Below are 23,642 nucleotides of genomic sequence, written 5' to 3' on the forward strand. Positions count from 1 at the left end.
GGCCATGCGCAGCCAGAAACTGCGGCGTGGCGCAGGCCTCGTAGAGCACGTCACCGAGCTTGCAGGCCACCAGGCTTTCGGGCGGCTCGGTCATCACGCGCACGGCGAAGTCCACCGCGCCCTGCATCAGGTCCTCGATGTCGTTGTCGAAGATCACCTCCAGCGTGATGCCCGGGTGCATGCGCATGAACTCCGTCAGCCAGCCCGACATCTGCAGCTGGCCGTAGCCGCTGGGCACGCTCAGCCGCACGGTGCCCTGCAGGCTCTGGCCCAGGCTGTCCACCGACTCGTCCGCCGCCATGGCTTCCTGGCGTATCGCTCGTCCATGGGCATACAGGCGCAGGCCCAGCTCGGTGGGCTCGACCTGGCGCGTGGTGCGGCGCAGCAGCTGCTGGCCGATCTGGCGCTCGAACTGGTTGAGCCGGTGGCTGACGTTGGCGCGGCTCATGCCCAGGCGCACGGCGGCGCGGCTCAGGTTGCCGGCTTCGATGATGTCCACCAGCAGGGACAGTCCGCCCAGATCCATTGTCAAACCTCAGTACACACAATGTCCATTTTTTAGCACGATTGTCAAAGTCCATAAACGAATGAAGAATGCGGGCCTGCCCGGGCTCTGGCCCGTTGCGGTTTTCGTGGTTCGACAAGGTTTCGCATGAGTGCTCTCCCCTCTTCCCTGCCGCTGGACGGCGTGCGCGTCCTGGATCTTTCGCGCGTGCTGGCTGGCCCCATGTGCGCCATGGCGCTGGCCGACCTGGGCGCCGATGTCGTCAAGGTCGAGCACCCGGGCCGCGGCGACGACACGCGCGACTGGGGCGTGCGCGTGGGCCAGCGCAACACCTCCTACTTCAACAGCGCCAACCGCAACAAGCGCTCGGTCACGCTGGACCTGCAGGCCGAAGAGGGCCTGCGCATCGCACGCGAGCTGGCGGCCGACAGCGATGTGGTCATACAGAACTTCAAGGTCGGCGGCGCCGAGAAGCTGGGCCTGGGCTACGAGCAGCTGTCGCAGCTGAACCCGCGCCTGGTGTACTGCTCCATCTCGGGCTACTCGCGCAGCGGCCCCGAGGCCACGCGGCCCGGCTACGACCTGGTGGTGCAGGGCGAGTCCGGCATCATGGCCATGAACGGCGAGCAGGGCCAGGGCCCGCTGAAGTTCGGCGTGGCCGCCGTGGACATGTTCACGGGCATGTACTCGGCCCAGGCCATCCTGGCCGCGCTCTACGAGCGCGAGCGCAGCGGGCGCGGCCGCCATGTGCAGATGGCCCTGTACGACTGCGGCCTGATGATCACCAGCTACTACGGCATGGAGGCCTTGCTCAAGGCCGGCGACCCGCCCAAGTTCGGCAACGCCCATCCGTCCATCGTGCCCTACGGCGTGTTCGAGGCGGCCGACGGCCCGCTGGTCATCACCGTGGGCAACAACGGCCAGTTCCAGCGCTTTTGCACCGACGTCATCGCCAAGCCCGAGTGGGCCGCCGACGAGCGCTTTGCCACCAATACCGCACGCTCGGCAAACCGCGAGCTGCTGATGCCGCTGGTGCAGGCCGAGCTGCTGCGCTTCACGCGCGCCCAACTGCTCGAATGCCTGACGGCCGCGCAGATTCCCTGCGGCGAGGTGCTGGGCCTGTTCGAGGCCCTGAACTCGCAGCGCACGGCCGACGCCGGCCTGCTGCACCGCTTCGAGGACAGCGAGGCCGGCAGCCAGTCCGTGCTGGCCCCGCCCTATGCGCTGGACGGCCAGCGCCTGCCCGTGCGCCGCCCGCCGCCGCACCAGGGCGAACACACCGACGAGGTGCTGCAGCAGCGCCTGGGCCTGGACGAACAGGCCCGCGCCGCACTGCGCGCCAAAAACATCATCTGAGAGCGCGCAGACGTTCCCGCCCAGACCGCTCCACGGCTCTCACTTCCACCCCTTCCCGCTTGAGGAGACATATGACTTCCACCCCCTTCCAGGCCTCGCGCCGCCAGATCCTTTCCGCCGCCTGCGCCACCGCCATCGCCACACTGGCCCCCGCCGCCCGGGCCCAGAGCCAGTGGCCCGACAAGCTGATCAAGCTGACCGTGGCCTTCCCGCCCGGCGGCCCCACCGACACGGCCGCGCGCATCGTCGCGCAGCGCCTGACCGAGCGCCTGGGCCAGACCATCGTCATCGACAACCGCCCCGGCGCCTCGGGCTCGGTGGGCACGGCGGCCTTCATCAAGTCGCAGCCCGACGGCTACTCGCTGTCCATGTTCGGCATGCCCGCGCTGCTGGCGCCCATGCTGTTCAACAACAACCTGTACGACGTGCGCAAGGACTTCCTGCCCGTGGCCACGGTCTATGACCTGCCCATGGCCATCGTCATCAACCCGCGCGAGCTGCCGGACGTGACCAACCTGCAGCAGCTGATCGAGCATGCCAGGAAGGCCAAGCCCGCGCTGAACTACACCAGCTCGGGCACGGGCAGCTTCGGCCACCTGTCCATGGAGCAGCTCAAGGACCTGGGCGGCTTCGACATGCAGCACGTGCCCTACCGCGGCAGCGCGCCGGCCGTGACCGACCTGATCGGCGGCCAGATCGCCGTGATGTTCGCCGACGTGGTCGCGGCCCTGCCCCACATCCAGGCAGGCAAGCTGCGCGCCATTGCCGTCAGCTCGCAAAAGGCCAAGCAGCTGCTGCCCAATGTGAAGTCGGTGGCCGAGCAGGGCTTCCCCGGCTTCGACGCCGACACCTGGGGCGGCCTGATCGCCCCGCTGAACACGCCTCCCGCCGTGGTCCAGCGCCTGAACCAGGAGCTCAAGCTCATCCTGGCCGAGCCCGAGCTGCAAAAGAAGATGCTGGCCGCAGGCGCCATCGCCACCTACCAGGACGGCGCGGCCATGAAGGCGCGCCTGAACGCCGACTTCACGCGCTGGAGCAAGATCGCGAAAGACAAGAACATCTCTTCGCAGTAAAGAACACAGAGCGCCCCACGATGCGCCTTCAGGGCATGCCGCAAGGCATGCCCTTTTTTGCTTTTTGACCCCGTCATCCGCAGAGTGCGCCAGGTTTCACCGCCGGGCCGCCCCAAGGCGAAACGCGGCCCCCTCGGGGGCGCACGGCCAGGGGCAGCGGACCATGCGAAGCAGGGGAGCGCGGGGCTACTTCGACAGATCCATGATCATGCGCGTGGCCAGGTACAGGCGCGGCACGATGGTGTTCAGCTGCACATACTCCGCATCATTGGAGTGCGCGCCGTAGCCGCTCAGGCCAAAGCCCTCGATGACCGCACCCTTGGCCTTGAGCGCCGCAAACGCCGCGTCGGTGCCGCCGCCCGTGGCCTTTTCCATCACGCTCATCTTCAGGCCCAGCTCATCGCTGTAGATGGTCTGCGCCTGTTTGGCCAGGCTGCGCGAGGCCTCGTTGGCCTCCAGCGGCGGGCGGCGCACTTCGAACTTGAGCTGCACCTTGCTGGCGTCCAGCAGCTTGTGGCCCACCTTGGCCTGCATGGCCTGCTCCAGCGCCGTGAAGTCGGCCACGCGCAGCGCGCGGGCGTCGGCCTGGGCCGTGGCCTCGGCGGGAATGACGTTGCGGTTGGTGCCGGCCTTGGCCACGGTCCAGTTGAGCTTGAGGCCGGTCTCGGGCTTGGACAGGTCCTTCATCTGCAGCAGCTGGTGCGACAGCTCGTACAGCGCGTTCACACCGTCCTCGGGCTTGGCGCCCGCGTGCGAGGCCTTGCCCTCGACCTTGAGGTAGGCCGCGCCGATGCCGCTGGTGGCCAGGCGCACGCCGCCGTCGGTGCCGCCGCCTTCGAACGAGAAGACCGCATCCTGCTCGGCGCCCATGCGCGTGATGGTGCTGCGCGCGCCGGGCGAGCTGATTTCCTCGTCGCTGTTCATCAGCACGGTCAGCGTGCCGTAGTTGTCGAAGCCCAGCTGGCGCAGCATGGCCACGGTGTGCAGGATCAGGGCCACGCCCTGCTTGTCGTCGGCAATGCCCAGGCCGTAGGCGCGCTCGCCATCGATGCGAAACGGCTGGTCCTTGAGCATGCCGCGCAGGTAGACCGTGTCCATGTGGGCGATCAGCATGATGCGGCTGGTGCCCTTGCCCTTGAACTCGGCATGCACCATGGGGCCGATCTTCTCGGGCGTGTCGCCCAGCCGGTAGACGTCGGTGGGCTGCAGGATCTCGACCTTGCCGCCCTGCTCGCGCAGCTTGCCGGCCACGTAGTTGGCGATCTGCTCCACGCCCTCCATGTCCTTGCTGCCCGACTCGATGTGCACCAGGTCGCGCAGCGTGTCCAGCAAGGGCTGCTGGTGCTTTTGCGCCAGCGCCTGGATATCGGCCTTGGGCGCAGCCAGGGCACTGCCGGACAGGCCGGCCATGGCAAGGGCCAGCGCCAGCGGGGCGCTGCGGAACATGAGGGAAAGCGGTGCGAAGGCGGAACGCATGGACAGGTCTCCTGTGTTGAAAAAGTTGTGCCTGCACGATAGCAGGCGCCGCGCAGGGCGCACGCAATTGCCGTGCCTGTTTTGTCCATCTCACCGCCCAAAGCAAAGGCCCCGCAAGCCTTGGCCTGCGGGGCCTTGTGGGGAGCGAGACCCGGGATCAGCCCGCGCTCAGCGCCATGCCGCCCTTCTTGCTCACGCCATCTCCCACGACCACGGCCGACACCACGCTCAGCACCAGGGCAATGGCCGATCCGTAGAACACGCCGTGGCTCATGCCGTGGTCCAGCATGTAGCCGAACACCGGCGCGGCCAGGCAAAAGCCCAGGTCCAGGCCCGAATACACCGTGCCGTAGACGCGACCCGTGGCGCCGGGCGGCGCGGCGCGCTTGATCAGCATGTCGCGCGATGGGCCGGCCAGGCCCGTTCCCAGGCCCGCGATGGAGGCCACGGCCACGGCCGCCATGGCCGGCAGCCAGCCCGTGCCGACCAGGAACAGCGCAACGCCCGAGCCCAGCATGCAGATGGAGATCACCTTCTCCAGCCGCTGCACGCGGCCCACGAGGAAGCCGCCGGCCAGCATGCCTGCCGCGCCGCACAGCATGTAGCCCGTGACGATCAGCGCCGTCACGCTCAGCGGCAGTCCGTACATGGACTGCATGGCGGGGCTGGCAAAGCTCTGGATGGCGCTGAGCGCGCAGGTGCTCCAGAAGAAGAACGAGAAGCACAGCCAGACCGAGGGCAGCTTCAGGAAGGCCATGGGATGCTCCTGCGGCACGGCGGCCGCAGCGGCGCGCGCCGCGGGGGCGTGGGCATCGGCGGCACGGTCGTCCAGCGCCTCGCGGTTGAGCACCATGATGGTGAGGATGACGGCGGCCAGGGCCGCGCCGCACAGGCAGGCCAGGCGCCACGAGCCCGTGGCCGTGGTGATGCCCGCCATGAACAGCGGCGCCAGCGCCCAGCCGATATTGCCCGACAGGCCGTGCACCGAGAACGCATGGCCGATGCGCTTGGCCGACACGCGCTTGTTGAGGATGGTGAAGTCCACCGGGTGGAAGGGCGCATTGCCCAGGCCCGCGAAAAAGGCTGCCAGCAGCAGCATTCCATAGCCCTGTGCCAGGCTGGCGACCACGCCCGCCACGGTGAAGCTGCCCAGCGCCGCAAACAGAATGGGGCGCGCGCCGAAGCGGTCCACGGCAAAGCCGGCCATGGCCTGTCCCACGCCGGAGACCACGAAGAACAGCGACACCATCACGCTGAGTTCGGCATAGCTGTAGCCGAACTCGGCGATCAGCCACGGGAACAGCGGCGGCAGCAGCAGGTGGAAGAAATGCGAGGAACCATGCGCCAGGCCGATCAGGCCGATGGTGCGCACATCGCTGCGCAGCGGGTCCGGAGCCACGGCGTCCGGCATGGAAGAAGAAGAGGCGGTCATGGGCCGCATCTTAGGCAGCAGCGTTTCGTCTTGTATGCGATAGTCTGCCAACTTCTGTCGCAAACATGCCAAAGCCTGTCTCCACGCCCGGCACCCCTGCCCACACCCTTGCCCACACCCTTGCCGACACTTGTGCCGACACCCTGCCCAGCGCCTGCCCCGCAGCCGCACTGCGGTCGGCGCGCAGGGCCCGGCCGATGGAGCCGGTGGAAGCCTTGCATCCGCACCTGTTCGTGCCCACGCCCCAGCGCCCCGTGCGCGCCAAGCAGCACCGCCTGTCGGCACGCACGCGCGTCATACCGCACAGCCACAGCTGGGCACAGATCGCCATCTCGCTGGACGGCGTGCTGCACCTGTCGGCCCCCCAGGGCACGCTGATCGCACCGCCGTCCAAGGCCGTGTGGATTCCGCCCGGCCTGGTCCACGCCGTGGCCATGGTCGAGGAAGCCGATCTCGTCTCCATCTACGTGCTGCAGGACGATCCGGCCCAGGGCCCCGTACTGCCGGATCTCCCTTCCTGCGGCGTGGCCTGCAACCCGCAGGACTGGGCACGCTGCCGCGTGCTGGAGGTTTCGCCGCTGATGCGCGAGCTGATCACGGCCCTGCCCAAGCAAAGCGATGACCAGCCCGCTCCCGACGCCGCCACGCTGCAGCGCGAGCACCATCTCAGCGCCCTGCTGCTGGAAGAACTGCGCCGGGCCAGCGAAGTCCACCTTGGCGTGAACATGCCCCAGGACAAGCGGCTGCGCATGCTCTGCGAGGCCGTGGTGGCCGACCCCACCCAGCACGAGAGCCTGGCCGACTGGGCGGCAGACACCGGCGCCAGCCCGCGCACCGTGGCCCGGCTGTTCCAGCAGCAGCTGGGCTGCAGCTTCACCACCTGGCGCCAGCAAGTCGTGCTGGCCCATGGCCTGAGCCTGGCCGCGCGCGGCCTGCCCATACAGCAGATCGCCGCCGAGCTGGGCTACAGCCCCAGCGCCTTCAGCGCCATGGTGCACCGCACGGTGGGCATGCCTCCGGCACGGTTCTTCGGGCAGCAGGCCGGCTCCGCTGCCCACAGGGTCGGATCAGGCGCTGTATCGCGGCCGACCAGGGAATTACTGGGAACCATCGCCTCTTCGCGATAGCTGATCCGATATAGGGTTTGCCTAAGGCCAGCCCATGGAATAGGGCGGCGCCCTGCGTGCTCTTATGCCGCATGATCTCCACCGCCGAGTCGCGCTACAACCAGTGGGTGCGCGAGCACTACCGATTCCTGTTGCGCAGCGCCTGGGCGCTGACCGGCTCGCGCGCGCTGGCCGAGGACGTGGTGCAGGACTGCTTCACCAGCGCCTGGCGCTTTCGCCACCAGCTGCGCGAGGCCGCAATGGCGCGGGCCTGGCTGTTCCAGATCATGCGCCGCCATGCCTTCCGGCACCTTGCGCCATCGGCCCATCTGGTCAGCGATGACGAGGCGCTGGACCAGCATCCCACCCCCTCGCCTTCGGCGCTGGACGACCGGCTCGACGTGGTCAAGGCGCTGGCGCGCATCGCGCCCATCCACCGCGAGGTGCTGGTGCTCTATTACTTCGACGACATGCCCACGGCCCAGATGGCCGAGGCCCTGGACATTGCGCCGGGCACGGTGCTGTCGCGCCTGTCACGCGCCCGCGATGCGCTGAAGGCGGCACTGGAGCAGGCCGCCCCGGCGCCTGCTCCAGAGACTGCCAGCGTGATCCCGCTGCGCCCCACCCCGCTGCGCGCCACCCGATACCAAGGCTTGAAATGACTGCCCCGGACACAACCGACGAATCGGCCTTCGACCTGCGCGCACGCGCCGAACTGGCCCTGGCCTTCGACCCCGGGCCGCACGGCGAGCCGCCCGCCCATCTGCTGCGCCACACGCCCTGGCATGCGCGCAGCGGCGTGCGCCGGCTGATCGCCGCGCTGCTGGTGGGCAGCTCGGCCGCCACCGCCGTGTTCGCCATGCGCCCGCCCGAGCTGGTGCGCGCCGCCATCGAGCACGAGTACTACGAGCGCACGCTGCGCGGCAGCTTCATGCCCGAGGCCGAGGTCGCGCGCCGCATGGACCTGCCGGCGGGCGAGAAGCTGCCCGGCTACACCCAGCTGATGCGGCCCTGCGACATCGACGGCACGCGCGCCTACCACCTGACCACCTTCTTCGAGAAGGGCGGCATCGTCACCGTGCTGGCCTTCGACCAGCCCCAGCGCCTGGCCGACGGCCAGGGCTGGTGGGCCAACATGCACTGGCAGGTCGTTCGCTCGCGCGAAGGCCGGCCGCTGGTGCTGGTGGCCCAGAAGAAACAGGCCCTGGCCGTGGCCAGCAAGGCCCTGGGCACCCCTGCCCCATGAGATGCCCCATGAGACGCCGCATGACACGCCCCCATGACAACCACCACGAGGAGACAACCATGAACCACTTGCCGACATCGCCCACCTCCCCCGCGCGCCGCAGCCTGCTGGCCGGCAGCGCCAGCGCACTGGCCGCCGCAGGCCTGGCCGGCCTGCACCAGGGCGCACTGGCCCAAGCCCAAGCCCAAGCCCAGGCACCCGCAGCTGCGGCAGCCCCGGTGGCCAAGCCCCTGCCCGGCTACGCGGGCTGGAAGAAGGCCGATGCCCTCATCGTCCACAGCTCCACCACCATAGAGACGCGGCGCGGCGCCTTCGGCACCAGCGTGATCACGCCCACCGACCAGCTCTATGTGCGCAACAACCTGCCCACGCCACCCGAATCCATCGTGGCCGACCGCGATGCCTGGCAGCTGCAGGTGGAGGGCGTGCGCCAGCCCCGCAGCCTCAGCGTGCGCGAGCTCAAGTCCCTGGGACTGGAGACCGTGGCCATGGTGCTGCAGTGCTCGGGCAATGGCCGGGCCTTCTTTCCCAGCAAGCCCAGCGGCACGGCCTGGACCGTGGGTGCGGCCGGCTGCGTGGTCTGGAGCGGCGTGCCCGTGCGCGAGGTGGTCAAGGCCCTGGGCGGTGTGTCAGACGGCGGTCTCTACATGACCGGCACGGGCGGCGAGGTGCTGCCCGCGGGCCTGGACCCCAAGAGCGTCATCGTCGAGCGCTCGGTGCCGCTGTCGGCCATGGAAGACGCGCTGCTGGCCTGGGAGATGAACGGCGAGCCCATCCCGCTGGCCCATGGCGGGCCGCTGCGCCTGATCGTGCCCGGCTACACCGGCGTGAACAACATCAAGTACATCAAGCAACTGGCCTTCACGCCGCGCGAGAGCGAGGCCCACATCATGTCCCACGGCTACCGCATCTCGCCGCCCGGCAGCAAGGGCGACCCGAGCCAGCCCTCGGTGCAGGAGATGAGCGTCAAGTCCTGGATCAACTCGCCCCTGCCCGAGGATGGCGGGCAGGCCGCCGGCCTGGTGCAGATCCACGGCGTGGCCTTTGGCGGCATGGACGCCGTCAAGGGCGTGGAGGTGTCCACGGACGGCGGCAAGAGCTGGCAGGCCGCGCGCCTGGTCGGCCCCGACCTGGGCAAGTACGCCTGGCGCCAGTTCGTGCTGCAGGCGCGCCTGCCCAAGGGCACGCATGTGCTGGCCAGCCGCGCCACCGACGCGCGCGGCCGGGTCCAGCCCGAGACGCGCGGGGAAAACCAGAGTGGCTACAACAACACCAGCTGGGCTGACCACGCCGTGACCGTCACCGTGGCCTGAGCACGGCCCGCGCGCTCATCACGCCCCCTTCCCGTCACCTCCCGCACACGGCGCCAGACCGTGGCGGGCCCGTACCCCATTGCCATGTTCACGATGAAACACCTGATCCACACCGCCCTGCTGGGCAGCACTTTGCTCGGCAGCGCCCTGCTGTCCGCCCCCGCCTTTGCCGATGAAGCGGCCCAGATGGCCCTGGGCAAGAAGCTGTTCGCCACGGCCACGCCCGCCTGCGCGCTGTGCCACACGCTCAAGGACGCGGGTGCCGAGGGCGCCATCGGCCCCGTGCTCGACGAGCTCAAGCCCGACGCCGCGCGCGTGGCGCGCGCACTGCGCGACGGCATAGGTGCCATGCCCTCATTCAAGGCCACGCTCAGCGAGGCCGATATCGCCGCGCTGTCGCTCTATGTGAGCAAGGCCAGCGCGAAGAAGTAGGCGGCACGGCCCCTCACCGGCGTTCCTGCAGTTCCCGCAGGGCCTTTTCGTAGGGCGTCTCCTCGGGCTCGGGCACATGCACCACGGCCTCGCTGGAGCCACCCAGCGGCATGCGGTAGACCCAGAGGCTGTGGCGGCCCGGGCCCTGGCGCTGCCAGGAGGGCTCCACGCCGGGCAGCGCAAAGTCCAGGCTGACCAGCCAGGCTCCCTCAGGCAGCTCCGTGGCGGCCTTGACGGCCGCACGGCCCATGCTTTCGGGGCGCTGGAACAGGTAGACCATCTGGTACCCGCTCCAGTCGGCCAGCCAGATATCGGCACGGCGCACGCGGGCCCAGGGGCAGCGCAGCGCGCACAGCCAGCGCAGGGGCCAGCTCCACTCCATGCCGTTGAGCCGCGCCTGCGGGTACTGGCCGCGCAGCGCGCGCAGGCCGTCGCCCAGGCCGCAGCCGGCATCGAGCACGGCCGCGCCATCGGGCAGCGGCGCGGCATCGGCCAGGCCTTGCAGCGCATCGGTCGGCGTGGGAAACAGCGGCGCATCGCGCCAGGCGTTGAGCGGATAGACCAGGGTCAGCAGGCCCAGCGCCGCCAGCCACAGCCAGGGGCTGATGGCGGCCAGGCCGCCCGGCCCCCACAGCATCAGGCAGGACAGCGGAAAGCCGGCCGCCACGGCCAGGCGCCGCCACCAGGGCGTGGCCAGCAGACTGGCGAGCACGCCCAAAAAACAGGCCGCCAGCCAGGCGGCCAGCGGCCCTAGGGTCGATTGCAGCGCGGCGTAGACAAGCCAGGCGCCCGCCCAGGCAAGAAGGGCCGGGGCCGGCCAGGGAAGGCGCCGCATCATGCGCGCCCTCCTGCCGGGAGCCGCTTATTGCTGCTGCAGTGCTTGCGAGGTGGCACGGTCGAGGCGGCCGGTCTGCGGCAGGCTCTGGTCGCGCTGGAACTCGCGCAGGGCGTTCTGGGTGTTCTTGCCCATGGAGCCGTCAGGCGTGCCTGCGGTGTAGCCCAGGGCATTGAGCTTTTGCTGTGCGGCGCGCAGCGACATGCCGGCGGCATTGGCGCCCGGAGCCGATGTCTGCGACGGTGCGGCACCGCCGTCCACGCCCAGGCGTCCACCGCCGCCCAGGCCCTGGCCCTTGACGGTCTGAGCCTTGTAGTTGCGCAGCGCGCGAACCATCTGGTTGTAGGCGTCCATGAAGGCGGCGGCGATCACCTTGCCTTCGGCCGTGCGTGTGTAGCCGCCCAGCGAGGCGCCGGCGGAGCCGCCGAACAGCGCGCCCATGCCGCCCCAGTCGGTCTTGGAAGACGAGCCTTCGGAAGCCGACACCTGCACGCCCGAACGGTTGTCCACCAGGGCCAGCATGACCGAGGCCTCGCGCGTCTTGGTGGCTGCAGCCAGCGCGCCGAAGATGCCGCCTGCGCGGCCGCCGATGGCGCCGCCCATGCCGCCGGCATCGCTCTGGTTGAAGATCACTTCGGGGGACAGGCCGTAGTCGGAGGCCACCATCTGGCCCTTGCCCAGGTTGCTGCCGCCGCGCATTTCGCCCGAGTCCATCAGCGCGCGTTCACGCGCCATGGCGCCCATGCCGGCCGCGCCGCGTTCCACGACGATGAAGCAGTTGGACTGCTGGATCATCAGGCGCAGCAGCTGCGAGGTGGGCGGCAGGCGGTACTGCTGGGTGAGGATGGTGTACCAGCCCGCGGTCTGGTTCTCGACCAGGGAGATGGTGCCCAGCGAGGAGTCGCAACGCTCCAGCTCGGTATTGGCGTTCTCGGCGCTGGCACCGCCTGCGGCACCCGTGGCCACGGTCTTGGCTTCGGGCGAGCCCATGCGCATGTCGGTGGTCACGCAGCCGGTCAGCGCCACGGCAGCGATGGCGGTCAGGGCAAGATACTTCTTCACGTTGTAATCCTCTTGGTCTGGTCTAGGTGAATCAGCGCCAGGGCGATGGGCGTCCACGGCCAGGCGGCGTCGCCAGCCATCGATTACACACAATTACCCCGCATAACAGCGCGCAAATATACCGGGATTCATCCTTGCGAAAAAGCGCTGCTTTGCTGGAGAACGACAGATCACAGACGGTTACAGCTATTGCCATTACTCCGATGCATCACCGCGCAAACGTTCGATCAGCCCGTTGAGCGCATCGAGCGATCCGAACTGGATCGCCACTTCGCCCATTTCCTGCAGCTTGCCGCCACGGCGCACGGACTTCTTGATGCGCACCTCGACATCGGCCATGAGCAGGTCGGACAGCTCTTCTTCCACGCGCTTGATGTCGCGCGACTTGCCGTCCTTCTTGGACTTCTGGCGCACCAGGCTGAAGTCGGCGCCGATCTTTTTGACCAGGGCCTCGGCCTCGCGCACCGACAGCTTCTTGGCCGCGATCTGGTTGCCGGCCGTGATCTGGGCCGCACGGTCCAGCGACAGCAGGGCACGCGCATGGCCCATGTCGATGTCGCCGGCCATGAGCATGGTCTGCACCGGGTCGGCCAGGTTGAGCAGGCGCAGGATGTTGGTGGCCGCGCTGCGCGAGCGTCCCACGGCCTGGGCTGCCTGCTCATGCGTGAGGCCGAATTCCTTGACCAGGCGCGACAGGCCCTGGGCCTCTTCCAGCGGGTTGAGGTCCTCGCGCTGGATGTTCTCGATCAGCGCCATGGCGGCGGCGGCCTCGTCGGGCACCTCGCGCACCAGCACCGGCACCTCGGCCAGGCCGGCGATGCGGGCCGCACGGAAGCGCCGCTCGCCCGCGATGATTTCGTACTTGCCGGCGTGGTCGCCCTTGGCCAGGCGGCGCACCAGGATGGGCTGCATGATGCCCTGGGCCTTGATGCTTTCGGCCAGCTCGTAGAGCGCGCCCTCGTCCATGTGGGTGCGCGGCTGATACTGGCCGGGCACCATGACGTCGAGCTGCAGGATGCTGGGCAGGCCGGTCTCGGCCACCGGGCCGCCGCCCTCTTCCTTGTCGTGGACCTTGGGTCCGAGCAGGGCTTCCAGCCCGCGTCCCAGTCCCTTGGGTTTCTTGGTCACCATGGTGTTGTCCTTGTCAAAGCGATGCCAGCAGCGCGTGTCCGCTGTCCCAGTCGCCCAGCCCGCTGGCCGTGTTGAGATGGCCCGAAGGCCCTGCGTCGACGAAGCGTGCGCCCCAGGCATCGGCCATGGCTTGCACGCGCTGGGCGCTGCAGTAAATGTCGTTGTCGCTGCCGACCACGATGGAGGCAAACGGCAGGCGCTGCATCATCACGGGCGACCAGCCGGGCAGTTGCTCGCGCAGCTGGGGCTGCTCGGTATCGCCGGGGGCCACCAGCAGCGCGCCGCGCACCTTGCGGGCGGCCAGCGGCGAATGCGCCGCCCACCAGGCCACAAGGATGCAGCCCAGGCTGTGCGCCACCAGCACCACGGGGCGCGGCGCGTCGAGCACCGTCTCCTGCAGCCTGGCGCTCCAGTCGCCGCGCAGCGGGCGGTCCCAGTCGTTTTGCTCCAGGCGGCGGTAGCCGTGGCGCTGCTCCCAGCGGCTTTGCCAGTGATCGGCGTCCGAGTTCTGCCAGCCGGGCAGCAGCCAGACGTCCTCGGCAGCCCACCCGGTCGGCACGCCCTGCCCTGCCGCTTCATGTGAACCTTGCATGGCTACATCTTCTTGATGCGGCGCACCATCTCGTGCGCGAAATCGATGAAGGCCTTGCTGCCCTTGGCGCCCGGATCGAAGACCACGCCAGGCACGCCATAGCTGGGCGCCTCGGCCAGGCGCACATTGCGCGGGATGACGGTGTCGAACACCTTGTCGCCGAAGTGCTCCTTGAGCTGGTCGCTGACCTGCTGCTGCAGCGTGGTGCGCGGATCGAACATCACGCGCAGCAGGCCGATGATCTGCAGGTCGGGGTTCATGTTGGCATGCACCTGCTTGATGGTGTTGACCAGGTCGGTCAGTCCTTCGAGCGCGAAGTACTCGCACTGCATGGGCACGACCACGCCATGGGCCGCGCACAGGCCGTTCAAGGTGAGCATGGACAGGCTGGGCGGGCAGTCCACCAGCACGAAGTCGTAGTCGGCATCGACCGCCTTGAGGGCGCCCTTCAGGCGATCGTTGCGGCGCTCCAGGGTGACCAGCTCGATCTCGGCGCCGCTGAGTTCGCGGTTGGCGCCCAGCACGTCGTAGCCCACGGCATCGGAACGCACGGCGGCTTCCTTGACGCTGGCGTTCTCCAGCAGCACGTCATAGACCGACAGCTCCAGCGCACGCTTGTCCACGCCCGAGCCCATGGTGGCATTGCCCTGCGGGTCAAGGTCGATCATCAGCACGCGCTGGCCGACCTTGGCCAGGCCCGCTGCAAGGTTGACGGCGGTGGTGGTCTTGCCGACCCCGCCCTTTTGGTTGGCGACACAGAAGATTTTGGCCATGGTATTTACACGCTTATTTGGCGATGGCCAGCTTGAGGCCAAAACCGATCAGGAACACGCCCGCAGTCTTTTCGAGAACCCGGGAAACCGCAGGATTGGCGCGCATGCGCTCGGCCAGATGCGCGGTCAGCAGCACCACGATCAGGCAATAGAGAAAGGTCAGCGCGGCCACCGTGGCCGCCATCACCGCGAACGTGAGCAGGCCCTGGTGGCTTGCGGGATCCACGAACAGCGGGAAGAAGGCCATGTAGAACACGATGGACTTGGGGTTCATCAGGGTGATCAGGCCGGCCTGGCGAAAGTAGTGGCGCGGCTCGATGTGCAGCACGGGCTTGTCGCCGGGCTTGGCGGTGAGCATCCTGAAACCCAGCCAGCCCAGGTAGGCGGCGCCCAGCCACTGCACGGCATGGAAGGCCGTGGGATAGGAGGCCAGCAGCGCGGCAACGCCCGCCACGGCCATCCAGATCAGCACCTGGTCGGCCGCCAGCACGCCGGCGCAGGCCGCCATTCCGGCACGTATGCCGCCCTTGCCGGTGGAGGTGATCAGCGCCAGATTGCCCGGCCCCGGAATCAGCAAAAACAGAAGAATGGCAACAACGAATGCGCTGAAATCGGAGATGCCGAACATGCTGACCCCTGAGCGATGAAAGCTGGGAGTTTATGCGAGGGCCATGGCCAGCGCATGTGGAACATGGCCCCGCCGCAACGCGGCAGTGTGCCATTCGGTAAAAAAATCAGGCGCAAACGCGCAGCCAGAGGATGCAGCGCTCGGCATCCAGGCCCGGCACCTTCAATGGTTCCACGTGAAACACCTGCACGTCGGCGGGCAGCGCGGCGATTTCATCGTCGGGGTGCTTGCCCTTCATGGCCAGCCAGGTGCCGCCCTCCTCCAGCGCCTGGCGCGACCAGCTGGTGAAGTCCGCCAGCGAGGCAAAGGCACGGCAGCTGATCAGCGGATAGCGCGTGGTCAGCTGCTCCACGCGGCTGTGGATGCCGCGCAGGTTGGGCAGGCGCAGCGTGGCCGCCGCCTGCTGGATGAAGGCCGCCTTCTTGCCCACCGTGTCCACGCAGTGCACGTCGATCTGCGGGCAGCAGATGGCAAAGACCACGCCGGGCAGGCCGCCGCCCGAGCCCACGTCCAGCATGGCGGTGCGGCCTTCGCGCGCAGGCATCTGTGCCAGATGGCGCTGCAGCGCCGGCACGGCAGCCAGGCTGTCGAGCAGGTGATGGGTCAGCATCTCCTGCGGATCACGCACGGCCGTGAGGTTGTAGACCTTGTTCCACTTGCCCAGCAGGGCCTGGAATTCCATCAGCGTATCGATCTGGGCGGGGGTGAGGTCCAGCCCCAGCGCCTGCAGGCCGGCTTCGAGCGGAGCGCGCAGTTCCTGGCTCATGCGGATGCCTCCTCGCCCTTCGCGTCAGTCACATCAGGGGCAAAGCCGCGGAAGCCCCCCTTTTTCAGGTGCACCATCAGCAGCGAGATCGCCGCCGGCGTCACGCCCGACATGCGCGATGCCTGGCCCAGCGTCTCGGGCCTGTGCTTTTGCAGCGACTGGCGCACCTCGAAGGACAGGGCAGGCACCTGCATGTAGTCCAGCTCGGCCGGCAGGCGCAGGTTCTCGAAGTGGGCGGCGCGCTGCACCTCGTCCTTCTGGCGGTCGATGTAGCCCGCGTACTTGGCCGCGATTTCCACCTGCTCGACCACGGAGGCGCTGAGATCGCCCAGCACGTCGGGCTGCACATCGGCCGAGGCATAGCGGCCCTCGTTCAGGCTCATCAGCTTGCCGTAGCCCACATCCGGCCGGCGCAGCAGGTCGAACAGGTTGTACTCGCGCTCGATGGACTTGCCCAGCACACGCTCCGATTCCTCGGGCGTGACGATGCGCGGATTGACCCAGGTGGACTTCAGGCGCTCTGTTTCACGTGAAACAGCATCGCGCTTGCGGCTGAAGGCATCCCAGCGCGCATCGTCCACCAAGCCCATGGCGCGGCCCGCTTCGGTCAGGCGCATGTCGGCGTTGTCCTCGCGCAGCTGCAGACGGAACTCGGCGCGGCTGGTGAACATGCGGTAGGGCTCGGTCACGCCCTTGGTGATCAGGTCATCGACCAGCACGCCCAGGTAGGCCTCGTCGCGGCGCGGCAGCCAGGCTTCCTGGCCGCGGCACTGCAGCGCGGCGTTGAGGCCGGCGAACAGGCCCTGGGCCGCCGCTTCCTCGTAGCCGGTCGTGCCGTTGATCTGGCCGGCGAAGAACAGGCCCTGGATCTGGCGCGTCTCGAAGCTGCTCTTGAGCGAGCGCGGATCGAAGTAGTCGTACTCGATGGCGTAGCCGGGGCGCAGGATGTGCGCGTTCTCCAGCCCCTTCATGCTGCGCACCAGTTCGTACTGGATGTCGAAGGGCAGGCTGGTGGAGATGCCGTTGGGATAGAACTCGTTGGTGGTCAGGCCTTCGGGCTCCAGGAAGATCTGGTGGCTTTCCTTGTCGGCAAAGCGGTTGATCTTGTCCTCGACGCTGGGGCAATAGCGCGGGCCAACGCCCTCGATCTTGCCCGTGAACATGGGGCTGCGGTCAAAGCCGCTGCGGATGATGTCGTGCGTGCGCTCGTTGGTGTGGGTGATCCAGCAAGGCATCTGGCGCGGGTGCATGGCCGCATTGCCGATGAAGCTGAACACGGGCAGCACGCCTTCGTTGACACCACCGGGCATGCCGTCGCCGGGCTGCTCCTCGCACTGCGAGAAATCGATGCTGCGGCCATCCAGGCGCGGCGGCGTGCCGGTCTTCAGGCGCCCCTGGGGCAGCTGCAGCTCCTTGAGCCGCGACGACAGGCTGACGGCCGGCGGATCGCCCGCGCGGCCTGCCGCGTAGTTGTTCAGGCCCACGTGGATCTTGCCGTCCAGGAAGGTGCCCGCCGTGAGCACCACGGTGCGGCTGCGAAAGCGCACGCCCACCTGGGTGACGGCGCCCACCACGCGGTCGCCCTCGACCATGAGGTCATCCACCGCCTGCTGGAACAGCCACAGGTTGGGCTGGTTCTCCAGCATGTCGCGGATGGCGGCCTTGTAGAGAATGCGGTCGGCCTGGGCGCGCGTGGCACGCACGGCCGGGCCCTTGGAGCTGTTGAGGATGCGGAACTGTATGCCGCCGATATCGGTGGCCAGCGCCATCGCGCCGCCCAGCGCATCCACTTCCTTGACCAGATGGCCCTTGCCGATCCCGCCGATGCTGGGATTGCAGCTCATCTGGCCCAGGGTCTCGATGTTGTGGCTCAGCAGCAGCGTCCTGCAGCCCATGCGCGCAGCGGCCAGCGCGGCCTCGGTGCCGGCGTGGCCGCCACCGACCACGATCACATCAAATTCCTGTGGGTACAACATGCTTATCACTCCGGGGGCCTGCCCGGCCCAAGCCCCCGACACGGAGCACTCACGCTCCGGCGCTCATGGCAGGCGGCCCTCGTTCATGTAGCGAGGGGAACCCAGCGGGGAACCCGCGATTTTCCCACCTTTGCCGCACCAGTGCCTTGCAAGGGGTCGGCCGGCCCCGACACCGGGCCGGCACTGCGCCGGTGTTCCACGTGAAACAGTGCGGCGAACACGTGTGCACCGCAGGATGCTGCGCGCCGCCGCCTGCAGGGCGGCCCGCTTGCAAGAAACATGTGCAGGGCCTGTGATGCAATGGCGGCCATGCAGATCCTCATCTTCGCGGGCAGTACCCGCCAACAATCGCACAACCGGCGCCTGGCCGCCGCCGCCGCCGGCATGGCGCGCGAACTGGGCGCCCAGCCCACGCTGCTGGAGCTGTCGGATTTCGACATCCCCATGTACAACGCCGACCTGGAGGCCAGCGGCACGCCGCCTGACGTGCTGCGCTTCAAGGCCGCGCTGCACAGCCACCCGGCCTGGCTGATCTGCTCGCCCGAGTACAACGGCAGCTACCCTGCCCTGCTCAAGAACGCCATCGACTGGGCTTCCAGCCCCGTGGCCGGTGATCCGGTCTGGTCCGATGGCACCCTGCCCTTTCGCGGCAAGGTCGTGGGCATGGCCAGCGCCTCGCCCGGCGGCCTGGGCGGCCTGCGCGCCCAGTCGCACCTGGCGCCGCTGCTGCTGAACCTGCAGTGCTGGCTGGCCCCCGTGAGCCACGCCGTAGGACAGGCAGGCCAGGCCTTTGACGAGGCCGGCCGCCTGCAGCGGCCCCAGGACCAGCTGGGCATGAAGGCCGTGCTGGAACAGGTGCTCTGGGCTGCACAGCGCCTGTCGGCCTGAACCCTGCCGCCAGCGCGGTCCCATCATGCGCAGCCCCTGCACATGGGGTTAGCATGGGCGCTTGTCTTTCTTACCCTGATCGGAAGCCATCCACCATGAAGCTCTACTACAGCCCTGGCGCCTGCTCTCTGTCTCCCCACATCGTCCTGCACGAGGCAGGCCTGGCCTACGAGCCGGTCCTGGCCAGCACCAAGACGCACAAGCTGCAGGACGGCACGGACTACTACGGCATCAACCCGCTGGGCTATGTTCCCTTCCTCGTGCTCGACGACGGCGACACGCTGCATGAAGGCCCGGCCATCGTCCAGTACCTGGCCGATCTGGTCCCCGAGAAGAAGCTGGCACCGGCCAACGGCACCATGGCCCGCTACCACCTTCAGGAGTGGTTGAACTTCATCGGCACCGAGCTGCACAAGGGCTTCGGCCCCCTGTTCAACCCCGCCACGCCCGACGACTACAAGCCCGTGGTGCGCCAGCGCGTGCTGGACCGCCTCAAGTGGGTGGACGGCGAGCTCAATGGCCGCGACTACCTGATGGGCGAGCAGTTCACCGTGGCCGACGCCTACCTGTTCACCGTGACGGGCTGGGCCCAGTTCGTGGGAGTGGACATCTCCGAGCTGACCAACCTCCTGGCCTACCGCGAGCGCGTGCTGGCCCGCCCTGCCGTGCAGGCCGCGATGAAGGCCGAAGGCCTGCTCAAGTAAGCAGCGCCGAGCCCGGTCTCGGCGGCACAAGGGGCCGGCTGGTGTGAACCAGCCGGCCCTTATCTTTTGCGCGTGCGGATGCGCAGCTCTATCTGGGCCGCCGCAGCGCGCACCTGCTGGGCGATGCGCCGCACGCGCGCCGCCGTCATGCGCTGGGTCAGCGCGGCCACGCTGACCGCCCCCATGGCCTGGCCCATGCTGTCGCAAAAATGCGCGCCCACGGCCGTCACGCCCAGGCTCACGCGGTTCTGTATCACGGCCACGCCTGCGCGGGCCGTTTCCTCGCAGGCCAGGCGCAGCCCCGCATCGGTGAGCTTGCCAAAGGCCGGCAGGGCGGGCGCCACGCGCTCGATGATGGCCTCGCGCTCCTCGGGCGCAATGGCGGCCAGCACGGCCAGCCCCCCGGCGCCCACGCCCAGCGGGCGCCGGCTGCCGACCTGCAGCACCAGCGTGCGTATGGGGAAGTCGCCTTCGAGCCGGTGCAGGCACACGGCCTCGAATCCGCTGCGCACCACCAGGTAGGCCGTGTCCTCGGTTTCACGTGCCAGCGCCGCCATGGCCGGCTCGCACAGGTCGCGTATGTCGTGCAGCATCGACCCGGCCAGGCCCAGCTCGAAGGCCAGCGGCCCCAGCCGGTAGCGGTGGGTCTGGGCGTCGTGCACCACCAGGCGCTCGGCAATCAGCTGCTTGAGGATGCGGTGGGCCGAAGGGTGGGGCACGCCGGATTTTTCGGCCAGTTCGCTGAGCGGGCAACCGCGCGCGCCCCCGGTCGCCAGCAGCTTGAGAAAGGCCACGCCCCGCTTGAGGGAGCCGGCATCGGACGATGAGGTCATGTTCGTTTATCGGACAACTGAGTGGCGCCGCCGGGCGATTTGAAAACAATCGGAATGGCCGATCAACCACGGCCCGGCCAGGGCACGGCAAGGCCGGGCGCCACGGATTTCCGAATGATGCAACTCTCCCATCCGCCATTGCAAGACAGAATCGCCGTCGTCACCGGCGCCAGCAGCGGCATAGGCGCCGCCACGGCGCGGGCCCTGGCCCGCGAGGGCGCCACCGTCGTGATCGGCTACCACCAGGGCCGCGACCGCGCCCAGGCGCTGCGCGAGGAACTGCCGGGCAGCCACCACACGCTGCAGCTGTCGCTGCAAGACGAGGCCAGCCACGCCACCGCCGCCCAGTGGCTGCAGCAGCACCTGGGCCGGGTGGACCTGCTGGTCAACTGCGCGGGCTTCACCGAGCGCATCGCGCACGCGCAGATCGATGCACTGGAGCCCGCTCTGTTCAACCGCATCCTGTGCGCCAACGTGGGCGGCACCTATGCCGTGACGCGGGCCCTGCTGCCGCTGCTGCGCGCCTCGCAGGATGCCGCCGTGGTCAACGTGTCCTCGGTCTCCGCCTTCACGGGCCTGGGCAGCAACATGGCCTATTGCGCCGCCAAGGCCGCGCTGGACACGCTGACGGTGTCCATGGCCCGCGCCTTCGGCCCAGTGCGCTTTCTCTGCGTCTCGCCCGCCGCCGTGGACACGGGTTTCGTGGGGGGCCGCAGCCGCCAGGAGCTGGAGAAAAAGGCCGCGCACACGCCGCTGGGGCGCGTGGTCGAGCCCGGCGATGTGGCGCAGGCCATCCTTGCCTGCGCCACGCATCTGCGCACGGCCACGGGCACGCGCATCGTGATCGACGGCGGCCACAGCCTCGGTTGAAAGAAGGCACGTCATGCTCGTCGAACAACGCACCTACACCGCCCACCCCGGCAAATGGCGGGACTACCTGGCGCTCTACCAGGCAGAGGGCCTGGAGCTGCAGCAGCGCATTCTGGGCCGCATGGTCGGCTACTACACCAGCGACTCGGGGCCGCTCAACCAGATCGTCCACCTGTGGGCCTATACGGACCTGAACGAGCGCGCCGAACGCCGCGCGCGCCTGCTGGCCGAGCCACGCTGGCAGGCCTATGTGGCGCGCATGCTGCCGCTGCTGCAAAGCCAGGAATCGAAGTTCCTGGTCCCGGCCCCCTTCTTCCAGCCCCAGTGGAGCGGCTGCCAGGAGCCGCTCCACGGCGCCACAGGCCCCGCCTCCGCTTCCGGCCCCCTTTCCACCGACTGACAGGAGACATCCATGCTGTGCAAAAAGCTTCACCACGCCGCCTACCGCTGCAAGGACGCGGCCGAGACCGTGCGCTTCTATACCGAGGTGCTGGGCCTGCGCTTCACCCACGCCATGGGCGAGGACCATGTTCCTTCCACGGGCCAGTACAGCCCGCACATCCACATCTTTTTCGAGATGGAGGACGGCAGCTCCATCGCCTTCTTCGAGTGCCCCCGGGACCCGGGCCAGATGAAGGACATGGAGTCGCCGGGCTGGATACAGCACTTCGCCTTCGAGGTCGCCGACGTGGACACCGTGCTGCGCGCCCGGCAGGACCTGCTGGACAGGGGCATTGACGTGGTGGGCCCCACCAACCACGACGACTTCATCACCTCCATCTATTTCTTCGACCCTTCGGGCCACCGCCTGGAGCTGACCGCGCGCACGGCCGACGCGGCGCGCCACCAGGTCTTCGAGCAGGAGGCCATGCAGGTGCTGGCCCTGTGGAACGAGACCCGCGACTGGTCGCAGCGCGAAAAGCTCTACGGCGCCCAGACCGGCTACGCACGCGCGGACTGCTAGCCGCAACACCAGCCAGGCAAGCCAAGCCAAGCCACTGGACACGTCCGCAGCGCGCAATACAAAAAAAGGAGACATGACATGACTGCCATCACCCGACGCACGGCCCTGCTTGCAGGCGCCGCCTCACTCGCCCTGTCCACGGCCCGGGCTCAGGGCGGTTTTCCCAACCGGCCCATTCAATTGATCCACGGCTTTGGCGCGGGCGGCAATGCCGACGCGGTGGCCCGGCTCGTGGCCCAGAAGCTGCAGGAATCGCTCAGACAGCCCGTGGTGGTGGAGATCAAGAGCGGCGCGGGCGGCTCCATTGCCAGCAACTTCGTGGCCAAGGCGGTGCCGGACGGCTACAGCCTGGTCATGCTCACGGGCGCGCACACCGTGTCGGCCGCGCTGCGCAAATCGCTGCCCTACGACGCGGTCAAGGACTTCGCCTTTGTCTCCACCGTCTCGTCCTTTCCCTTCGTGGTGGCCGTGCGCGCCGAGCATCCCGCCAGGACCCTGGCCGATCTGCTGGCCATGGCCCGCAAGGAGCCGGGCCGCATCACCTTCACCTCGGTGGGCGTGGGCTCCACCCAGCACATGGCCGGCGAGCTGCTGGGCTCCACGGCCAAGGTACAGCTGCTGCACGTGCCCTACCGGGGCGGCGGCGCACCCGTGCAGGCCGTGATAGCGGGCGATGTGGACGTGCTCAGCGACACGCTGACCGTGGCCATGCCGCACATCAAGTCGGGCCGGCTGCGCGCCCTGGCCGTCACCAGCGCCCAGGCCTGGCCCACCCTGCCCGAGGTGCCGCCGGCCTCGGCCGTGCTGCCCGGCTTCGAGGTGCGCTCCTGGCTGGGCCTGGCCGCGCCCGCAGGCACGCCCGCCGACGTGGTGCAAAGGCTGGCCGCCGAAACCCACAAGGCCCTGAAGGAGCCCGACCTGCTCCAGACCCTGGCCAGCGCCGGCAGCGCGGCCACGCCCTGCAGCCCCGAGGAGATGCGTGGCATGGTGGGCGCCGAGATCGCGCGCTGGCGCGGCGTCATCCAGCAGGTCGGCATCCCGCTGCAGGCCTGACGCCATGGACATCATCGGCCTGTGCGGCAGCCTGCGCCGCCATTCACTGAACCGCCTGCTGCTGGAGCTGGCGGGCGAATGCCTGCCACCCTCGGCCACGATGCAGGTCTGCGACTGGCGCGCGCTGCCGCCGCTGGATGCCGACCTGCTGGCCACGGGCATGCCCGCATCCGTGCACCAGTTGCGCGAGCGCATCCGCCGTGCCGACGCCGTGGTGCTGGCCACGCCCGAGTACAACTTCTCCATTCCAGGCATGTTCAAGAATGCGCTGGACTGGATCTCGCGTGGCGACGACCAACCCTTTCGGCACAAGCCCGTGGCCCTAGTCTCGGCCTCGCCCGGCCCGCTGGGCGGGGCGCGCATGCAGTACGAACTGCGCAAGGTATTGCAGTGCATGGAAGCCGACGTGCTGGCCCGGCCCGAGGTGTTCGTGGGCCAGGCGGCGCAGAAATTCGACAGCCAGGGCCTGTGCACCGATACCGCCACGCGCAGCTTCGTGACGGCGCAGATGCAGGCGCTGGGCCGACTCGTGGCACAGCACCGTCGCCTGCACGACAGCGCGCAAATCCCTGGCCTGCACGATTGATTCCATGGGCGTAATCTGTGCCGTACGCCGCGCCGCCCGCAC

At 68.7% G+C, this 23,642-nt stretch carries 26 protein-coding genes; 14 read left to right on the forward strand and 12 right to left on the reverse strand.

The window, feature by feature from the left end; all coding sequences use genetic code 11:
- The coding region (locus tag JHD82_RS19865) for a LysR family transcriptional regulator (RefSeq protein ID WP_199138308.1) at positions 1 to 526 on the reverse strand (526 nt) is incomplete at its 3' end.
- A 126-nt stretch (positions 527 to 652) separates the two neighbouring features.
- Here JHD82_RS19865 and JHD82_RS19870 point away from each other — a divergent pair.
- Positions 653 to 1,861: a CaiB/BaiF CoA-transferase family protein gene (locus tag JHD82_RS19870; RefSeq protein ID WP_012202002.1), complete on the forward strand. Its 1,209-nt coding sequence runs from the start codon at positions 653 to 655 to the stop codon at positions 1,859 to 1,861.
- Between the two features lie 71 nt (positions 1,862 to 1,932).
- Positions 1,933 to 2,934 carry a tripartite tricarboxylate transporter substrate binding protein gene (locus JHD82_RS19875; protein WP_012202001.1) on the forward strand — a complete coding sequence of 334 codons (1,002 nt, stop codon included), beginning with the start codon at positions 1,933 to 1,935 and terminating at the stop codon, positions 2,932 to 2,934.
- Between the two features lie 186 nt (positions 2,935 to 3,120).
- On the opposite strand, the gene JHD82_RS19880 is transcribed toward JHD82_RS19875, so the two are convergent.
- Positions 3,121 to 4,410: a M20/M25/M40 family metallo-hydrolase gene (locus JHD82_RS19880; RefSeq protein WP_012202000.1), complete on the reverse strand. Its 1,290-nt coding sequence runs from the start codon at positions 4,408 to 4,410 to the stop codon at positions 3,121 to 3,123.
- Positions 4,411 to 4,567: 157 nt separating this feature from the next.
- Positions 4,568 to 5,842: an MFS transporter gene (locus JHD82_RS19885; RefSeq protein WP_043783091.1), complete on the reverse strand. Its 1,275-nt coding sequence runs from the start codon at positions 5,840 to 5,842 to the stop codon at positions 4,568 to 4,570.
- A gap of 65 nt (positions 5,843 to 5,907) precedes the next feature.
- Between JHD82_RS19885 and JHD82_RS19890 the strand changes: the two genes are divergently transcribed.
- From JHD82_RS19890 to JHD82_RS19910, 5 genes are all read left to right on the forward strand, one after another.
- Positions 5,908 to 6,969 carry a helix-turn-helix domain-containing protein gene (locus JHD82_RS19890; RefSeq protein ID WP_199138316.1) on the forward strand — a complete coding sequence of 354 codons (1,062 nt, stop codon included), beginning with the start codon at positions 5,908 to 5,910 and terminating at the stop codon, positions 6,967 to 6,969.
- Positions 6,970 to 7,040: 71 nt separating this feature from the next.
- Positions 7,041 to 7,610: an RNA polymerase sigma factor gene (locus JHD82_RS19895; protein ID WP_199138318.1), complete on the forward strand. Its 570-nt coding sequence runs from the start codon at positions 7,041 to 7,043 to the stop codon at positions 7,608 to 7,610.
- The gene (locus tag JHD82_RS19900) at positions 7,607 to 8,194 is read left to right on the forward strand and encodes a hypothetical protein (RefSeq protein WP_012201996.1); all 588 of its coding nucleotides are present in this window, start codon (positions 7,607 to 7,609) and stop codon (positions 8,192 to 8,194) included. The genes JHD82_RS19895 and JHD82_RS19900 overlap by 4 nt, the downstream gene beginning before the upstream one ends.
- Before the next feature lie 59 nt (positions 8,195 to 8,253).
- Positions 8,254 to 9,507 (forward strand): sulfite oxidase, encoded by a 1,254-nt coding sequence (locus JHD82_RS19905; protein ID WP_199138320.1) that lies wholly within the window; start codon positions 8,254 to 8,256, stop codon positions 9,505 to 9,507.
- An 84-nt stretch (positions 9,508 to 9,591) separates the two neighbouring features.
- On the forward strand, positions 9,592 to 9,939 hold the full coding sequence (locus JHD82_RS19910; RefSeq protein WP_034368558.1) for a cytochrome c: 348 nt from the start codon (positions 9,592 to 9,594) through the stop codon (positions 9,937 to 9,939).
- A 13-nt stretch (positions 9,940 to 9,952) separates the two neighbouring features.
- Here the strand turns inward: JHD82_RS19910 and JHD82_RS19915 are convergent, their stop codons facing one another.
- The 8 genes from JHD82_RS19915 to mnmG form a co-directional block, all read right to left on the reverse strand.
- Positions 9,953 to 10,777: a class I SAM-dependent methyltransferase gene (locus JHD82_RS19915; RefSeq protein WP_199138322.1), complete on the reverse strand. Its 825-nt coding sequence runs from the start codon at positions 10,775 to 10,777 to the stop codon at positions 9,953 to 9,955.
- Between the two features lie 24 nt (positions 10,778 to 10,801).
- Entirely contained in the window at positions 10,802 to 11,836 is a 1,035-nt protein-coding gene (locus tag JHD82_RS19920) for a peptidoglycan-binding domain-containing protein (RefSeq protein WP_012201992.1), read from the reverse strand.
- A gap of 195 nt (positions 11,837 to 12,031) precedes the next feature.
- Complete coding sequence (locus JHD82_RS19925; protein ID WP_012201991.1) at positions 12,032 to 12,967, reverse strand: ParB/RepB/Spo0J family partition protein; 936 nt, start codon at positions 12,965 to 12,967, stop codon at positions 12,032 to 12,034.
- A 13-nt stretch (positions 12,968 to 12,980) separates the two neighbouring features.
- Complete coding sequence (locus JHD82_RS19930; protein ID WP_071953952.1) at positions 12,981 to 13,559, reverse strand: alpha/beta hydrolase; 579 nt, start codon at positions 13,557 to 13,559, stop codon at positions 12,981 to 12,983.
- Positions 13,560 to 13,561: 2 nt separating this feature from the next.
- Positions 13,562 to 14,332: a ParA family protein gene (locus JHD82_RS19935; protein WP_034397528.1), complete on the reverse strand. Its 771-nt coding sequence runs from the start codon at positions 14,330 to 14,332 to the stop codon at positions 13,562 to 13,564.
- A 13-nt stretch (positions 14,333 to 14,345) separates the two neighbouring features.
- Positions 14,346 to 14,960, reverse strand: coding sequence for a LysE family transporter (locus JHD82_RS19940; RefSeq protein ID WP_012201988.1), 615 nt, complete (start codon positions 14,958 to 14,960; stop codon positions 14,346 to 14,348).
- Positions 14,961 to 15,066: 106 nt separating this feature from the next.
- A complete protein-coding gene (gene rsmG, locus JHD82_RS19945; RefSeq protein WP_012201987.1) occupies positions 15,067 to 15,726 on the reverse strand; it encodes a 16S rRNA (guanine(527)-N(7))-methyltransferase RsmG in 660 nt (219 codons plus the stop codon).
- Positions 15,723 to 17,702 carry a tRNA uridine-5-carboxymethylaminomethyl(34) synthesis enzyme MnmG gene (gene mnmG / locus JHD82_RS19950; RefSeq protein WP_012201986.1) on the reverse strand — a complete coding sequence of 660 codons (1,980 nt, stop codon included), beginning with the start codon at positions 17,700 to 17,702 and terminating at the stop codon, positions 15,723 to 15,725. The genes rsmG and mnmG overlap by 4 nt, the downstream gene beginning before the upstream one ends.
- A 300-nt stretch (positions 17,703 to 18,002) precedes the next feature.
- Here mnmG and JHD82_RS19955 point away from each other — a divergent pair, with 300 nt between their 5' ends.
- On the forward strand, positions 18,003 to 18,590 hold the full coding sequence (locus tag JHD82_RS19955; protein ID WP_199138324.1) for an NADPH-dependent FMN reductase: 588 nt from the start codon (positions 18,003 to 18,005) through the stop codon (positions 18,588 to 18,590).
- Between the two features lie 95 nt (positions 18,591 to 18,685).
- Positions 18,686 to 19,294, forward strand: coding sequence for a glutathione transferase GstA (gene gstA / locus JHD82_RS19960; RefSeq protein WP_013799958.1), 609 nt, complete (start codon positions 18,686 to 18,688; stop codon positions 19,292 to 19,294).
- A 59-nt stretch (positions 19,295 to 19,353) separates the two neighbouring features.
- Here the strand turns inward: gstA and JHD82_RS19965 are convergent, their stop codons facing one another.
- A complete protein-coding gene (locus JHD82_RS19965) occupies positions 19,354 to 20,127 on the reverse strand; it encodes an IclR family transcriptional regulator (protein WP_199138326.1) in 774 nt (257 codons plus the stop codon).
- A 138-nt stretch (positions 20,128 to 20,265) separates the two neighbouring features.
- On the opposite strand from JHD82_RS19965, the gene JHD82_RS19970 reads away from it, so the two are divergent.
- The 5 genes from JHD82_RS19970 (at position 20,266) to JHD82_RS19990 (ending at position 23,600) form a co-directional block, all read left to right on the forward strand.
- Positions 20,266 to 20,997, forward strand: coding sequence for an SDR family NAD(P)-dependent oxidoreductase (locus JHD82_RS19970; protein WP_231574354.1), 732 nt, complete (start codon positions 20,266 to 20,268; stop codon positions 20,995 to 20,997).
- 13 nt (positions 20,998 to 21,010) lie between these two features.
- Positions 21,011 to 21,397, forward strand: a complete 387-nt coding sequence (locus JHD82_RS19975; protein ID WP_199138328.1) for an NIPSNAP family protein — start codon at positions 21,011 to 21,013, stop codon at positions 21,395 to 21,397.
- A 12-nt stretch (positions 21,398 to 21,409) separates the two neighbouring features.
- Positions 21,410 to 21,961 (forward strand): VOC family protein, encoded by a 552-nt coding sequence (locus tag JHD82_RS19980; RefSeq protein ID WP_199138330.1) that lies wholly within the window; start codon positions 21,410 to 21,412, stop codon positions 21,959 to 21,961.
- 78 nt (positions 21,962 to 22,039) lie between these two features.
- Positions 22,040 to 23,014, forward strand: coding sequence for a tripartite tricarboxylate transporter substrate binding protein (locus JHD82_RS19985; protein WP_199138332.1), 975 nt, complete (start codon positions 22,040 to 22,042; stop codon positions 23,012 to 23,014).
- A gap of 4 nt (positions 23,015 to 23,018) precedes the next feature.
- The gene (locus JHD82_RS19990) at positions 23,019 to 23,600 is read left to right on the forward strand and encodes an NADPH-dependent FMN reductase (protein ID WP_199138333.1); all 582 of its coding nucleotides are present in this window, start codon (positions 23,019 to 23,021) and stop codon (positions 23,598 to 23,600) included.
- Positions 23,601 to 23,642 lie beyond the last annotated feature (42 nt).

Source organism: Delftia sp. ASV31, assembly GCF_016428765.1.
Taxonomy (GTDB): domain Bacteria; phylum Pseudomonadota; class Gammaproteobacteria; order Burkholderiales; family Burkholderiaceae_C; genus Comamonas; species Comamonas acidovorans.

Coding starts and splice junctions, on each gene's coding strand:
- JHD82_RS19935 (WP_034397528.1), bottom strand. CDS start 14,332: ATGGCCAAAATCTTCTGTGTCGCCAACCAAAAGGGCGGGGTCGGCAAG.
- JHD82_RS19885 (WP_043783091.1), bottom strand. CDS start 5,842: ATGACCGCCTCTTCTTCTTCCATGCCGGACGCCGTGGCTCCGGACCCG.
- JHD82_RS19870 (WP_012202002.1), top strand. CDS start 653: ATGAGTGCTCTCCCCTCTTCCCTGCCGCTGGACGGCGTGCGCGTCCTG.
- JHD82_RS19880 (WP_012202000.1), bottom strand. CDS start 4,410: ATGCGTTCCGCCTTCGCACCGCTTTCCCTCATGTTCCGCAGCGCCCCG.
- mnmG (WP_012201986.1), bottom strand. CDS start 17,702: ATGTTGTACCCACAGGAATTTGATGTGATCGTGGTCGGTGGCGGCCAC.
- JHD82_RS19915 (WP_199138322.1), bottom strand. CDS start 10,777: ATGATGCGGCGCCTTCCCTGGCCGGCCCCGGCCCTTCTTGCCTGGGCG.
- JHD82_RS19975 (WP_199138328.1), top strand. CDS start 21,011: ATGCTCGTCGAACAACGCACCTACACCGCCCACCCCGGCAAATGGCGG.
- JHD82_RS19900 (WP_012201996.1), top strand. CDS start 7,607: ATGACTGCCCCGGACACAACCGACGAATCGGCCTTCGACCTGCGCGCA.
- JHD82_RS19965 (WP_199138326.1), bottom strand. CDS start 20,127: ATGACCTCATCGTCCGATGCCGGCTCCCTCAAGCGGGGCGTGGCCTTT.
- JHD82_RS19990 (WP_199138333.1), top strand. CDS start 23,019: ATGGACATCATCGGCCTGTGCGGCAGCCTGCGCCGCCATTCACTGAAC.
- JHD82_RS19980 (WP_199138330.1), top strand. CDS start 21,410: ATGCTGTGCAAAAAGCTTCACCACGCCGCCTACCGCTGCAAGGACGCG.
- JHD82_RS19910 (WP_034368558.1), top strand. CDS start 9,592: ATGTTCACGATGAAACACCTGATCCACACCGCCCTGCTGGGCAGCACT.
- rsmG (WP_012201987.1), bottom strand. CDS start 15,726: ATGAGCCAGGAACTGCGCGCTCCGCTCGAAGCCGGCCTGCAGGCGCTG.
- JHD82_RS19875 (WP_012202001.1), top strand. CDS start 1,933: ATGACTTCCACCCCCTTCCAGGCCTCGCGCCGCCAGATCCTTTCCGCC.
- JHD82_RS19930 (WP_071953952.1), bottom strand. CDS start 13,559: ATGCAAGGTTCACATGAAGCGGCAGGGCAGGGCGTGCCGACCGGGTGG.
- JHD82_RS19985 (WP_199138332.1), top strand. CDS start 22,040: ATGACTGCCATCACCCGACGCACGGCCCTGCTTGCAGGCGCCGCCTCA.
- gstA (WP_013799958.1), top strand. CDS start 18,686: ATGAAGCTCTACTACAGCCCTGGCGCCTGCTCTCTGTCTCCCCACATC.
- JHD82_RS19905 (WP_199138320.1), top strand. CDS start 8,254: ATGAACCACTTGCCGACATCGCCCACCTCCCCCGCGCGCCGCAGCCTG.
- JHD82_RS19940 (WP_012201988.1), bottom strand. CDS start 14,960: ATGTTCGGCATCTCCGATTTCAGCGCATTCGTTGTTGCCATTCTTCTG.
- JHD82_RS19895 (WP_199138318.1), top strand. CDS start 7,041: ATGATCTCCACCGCCGAGTCGCGCTACAACCAGTGGGTGCGCGAGCAC.
- JHD82_RS19955 (WP_199138324.1), top strand. CDS start 18,003: ATGGCGGCCATGCAGATCCTCATCTTCGCGGGCAGTACCCGCCAACAA.
- JHD82_RS19925 (WP_012201991.1), bottom strand. CDS start 12,967: ATGGTGACCAAGAAACCCAAGGGACTGGGACGCGGGCTGGAAGCCCTG.
- JHD82_RS19890 (WP_199138316.1), top strand. CDS start 5,908: ATGCCAAAGCCTGTCTCCACGCCCGGCACCCCTGCCCACACCCTTGCC.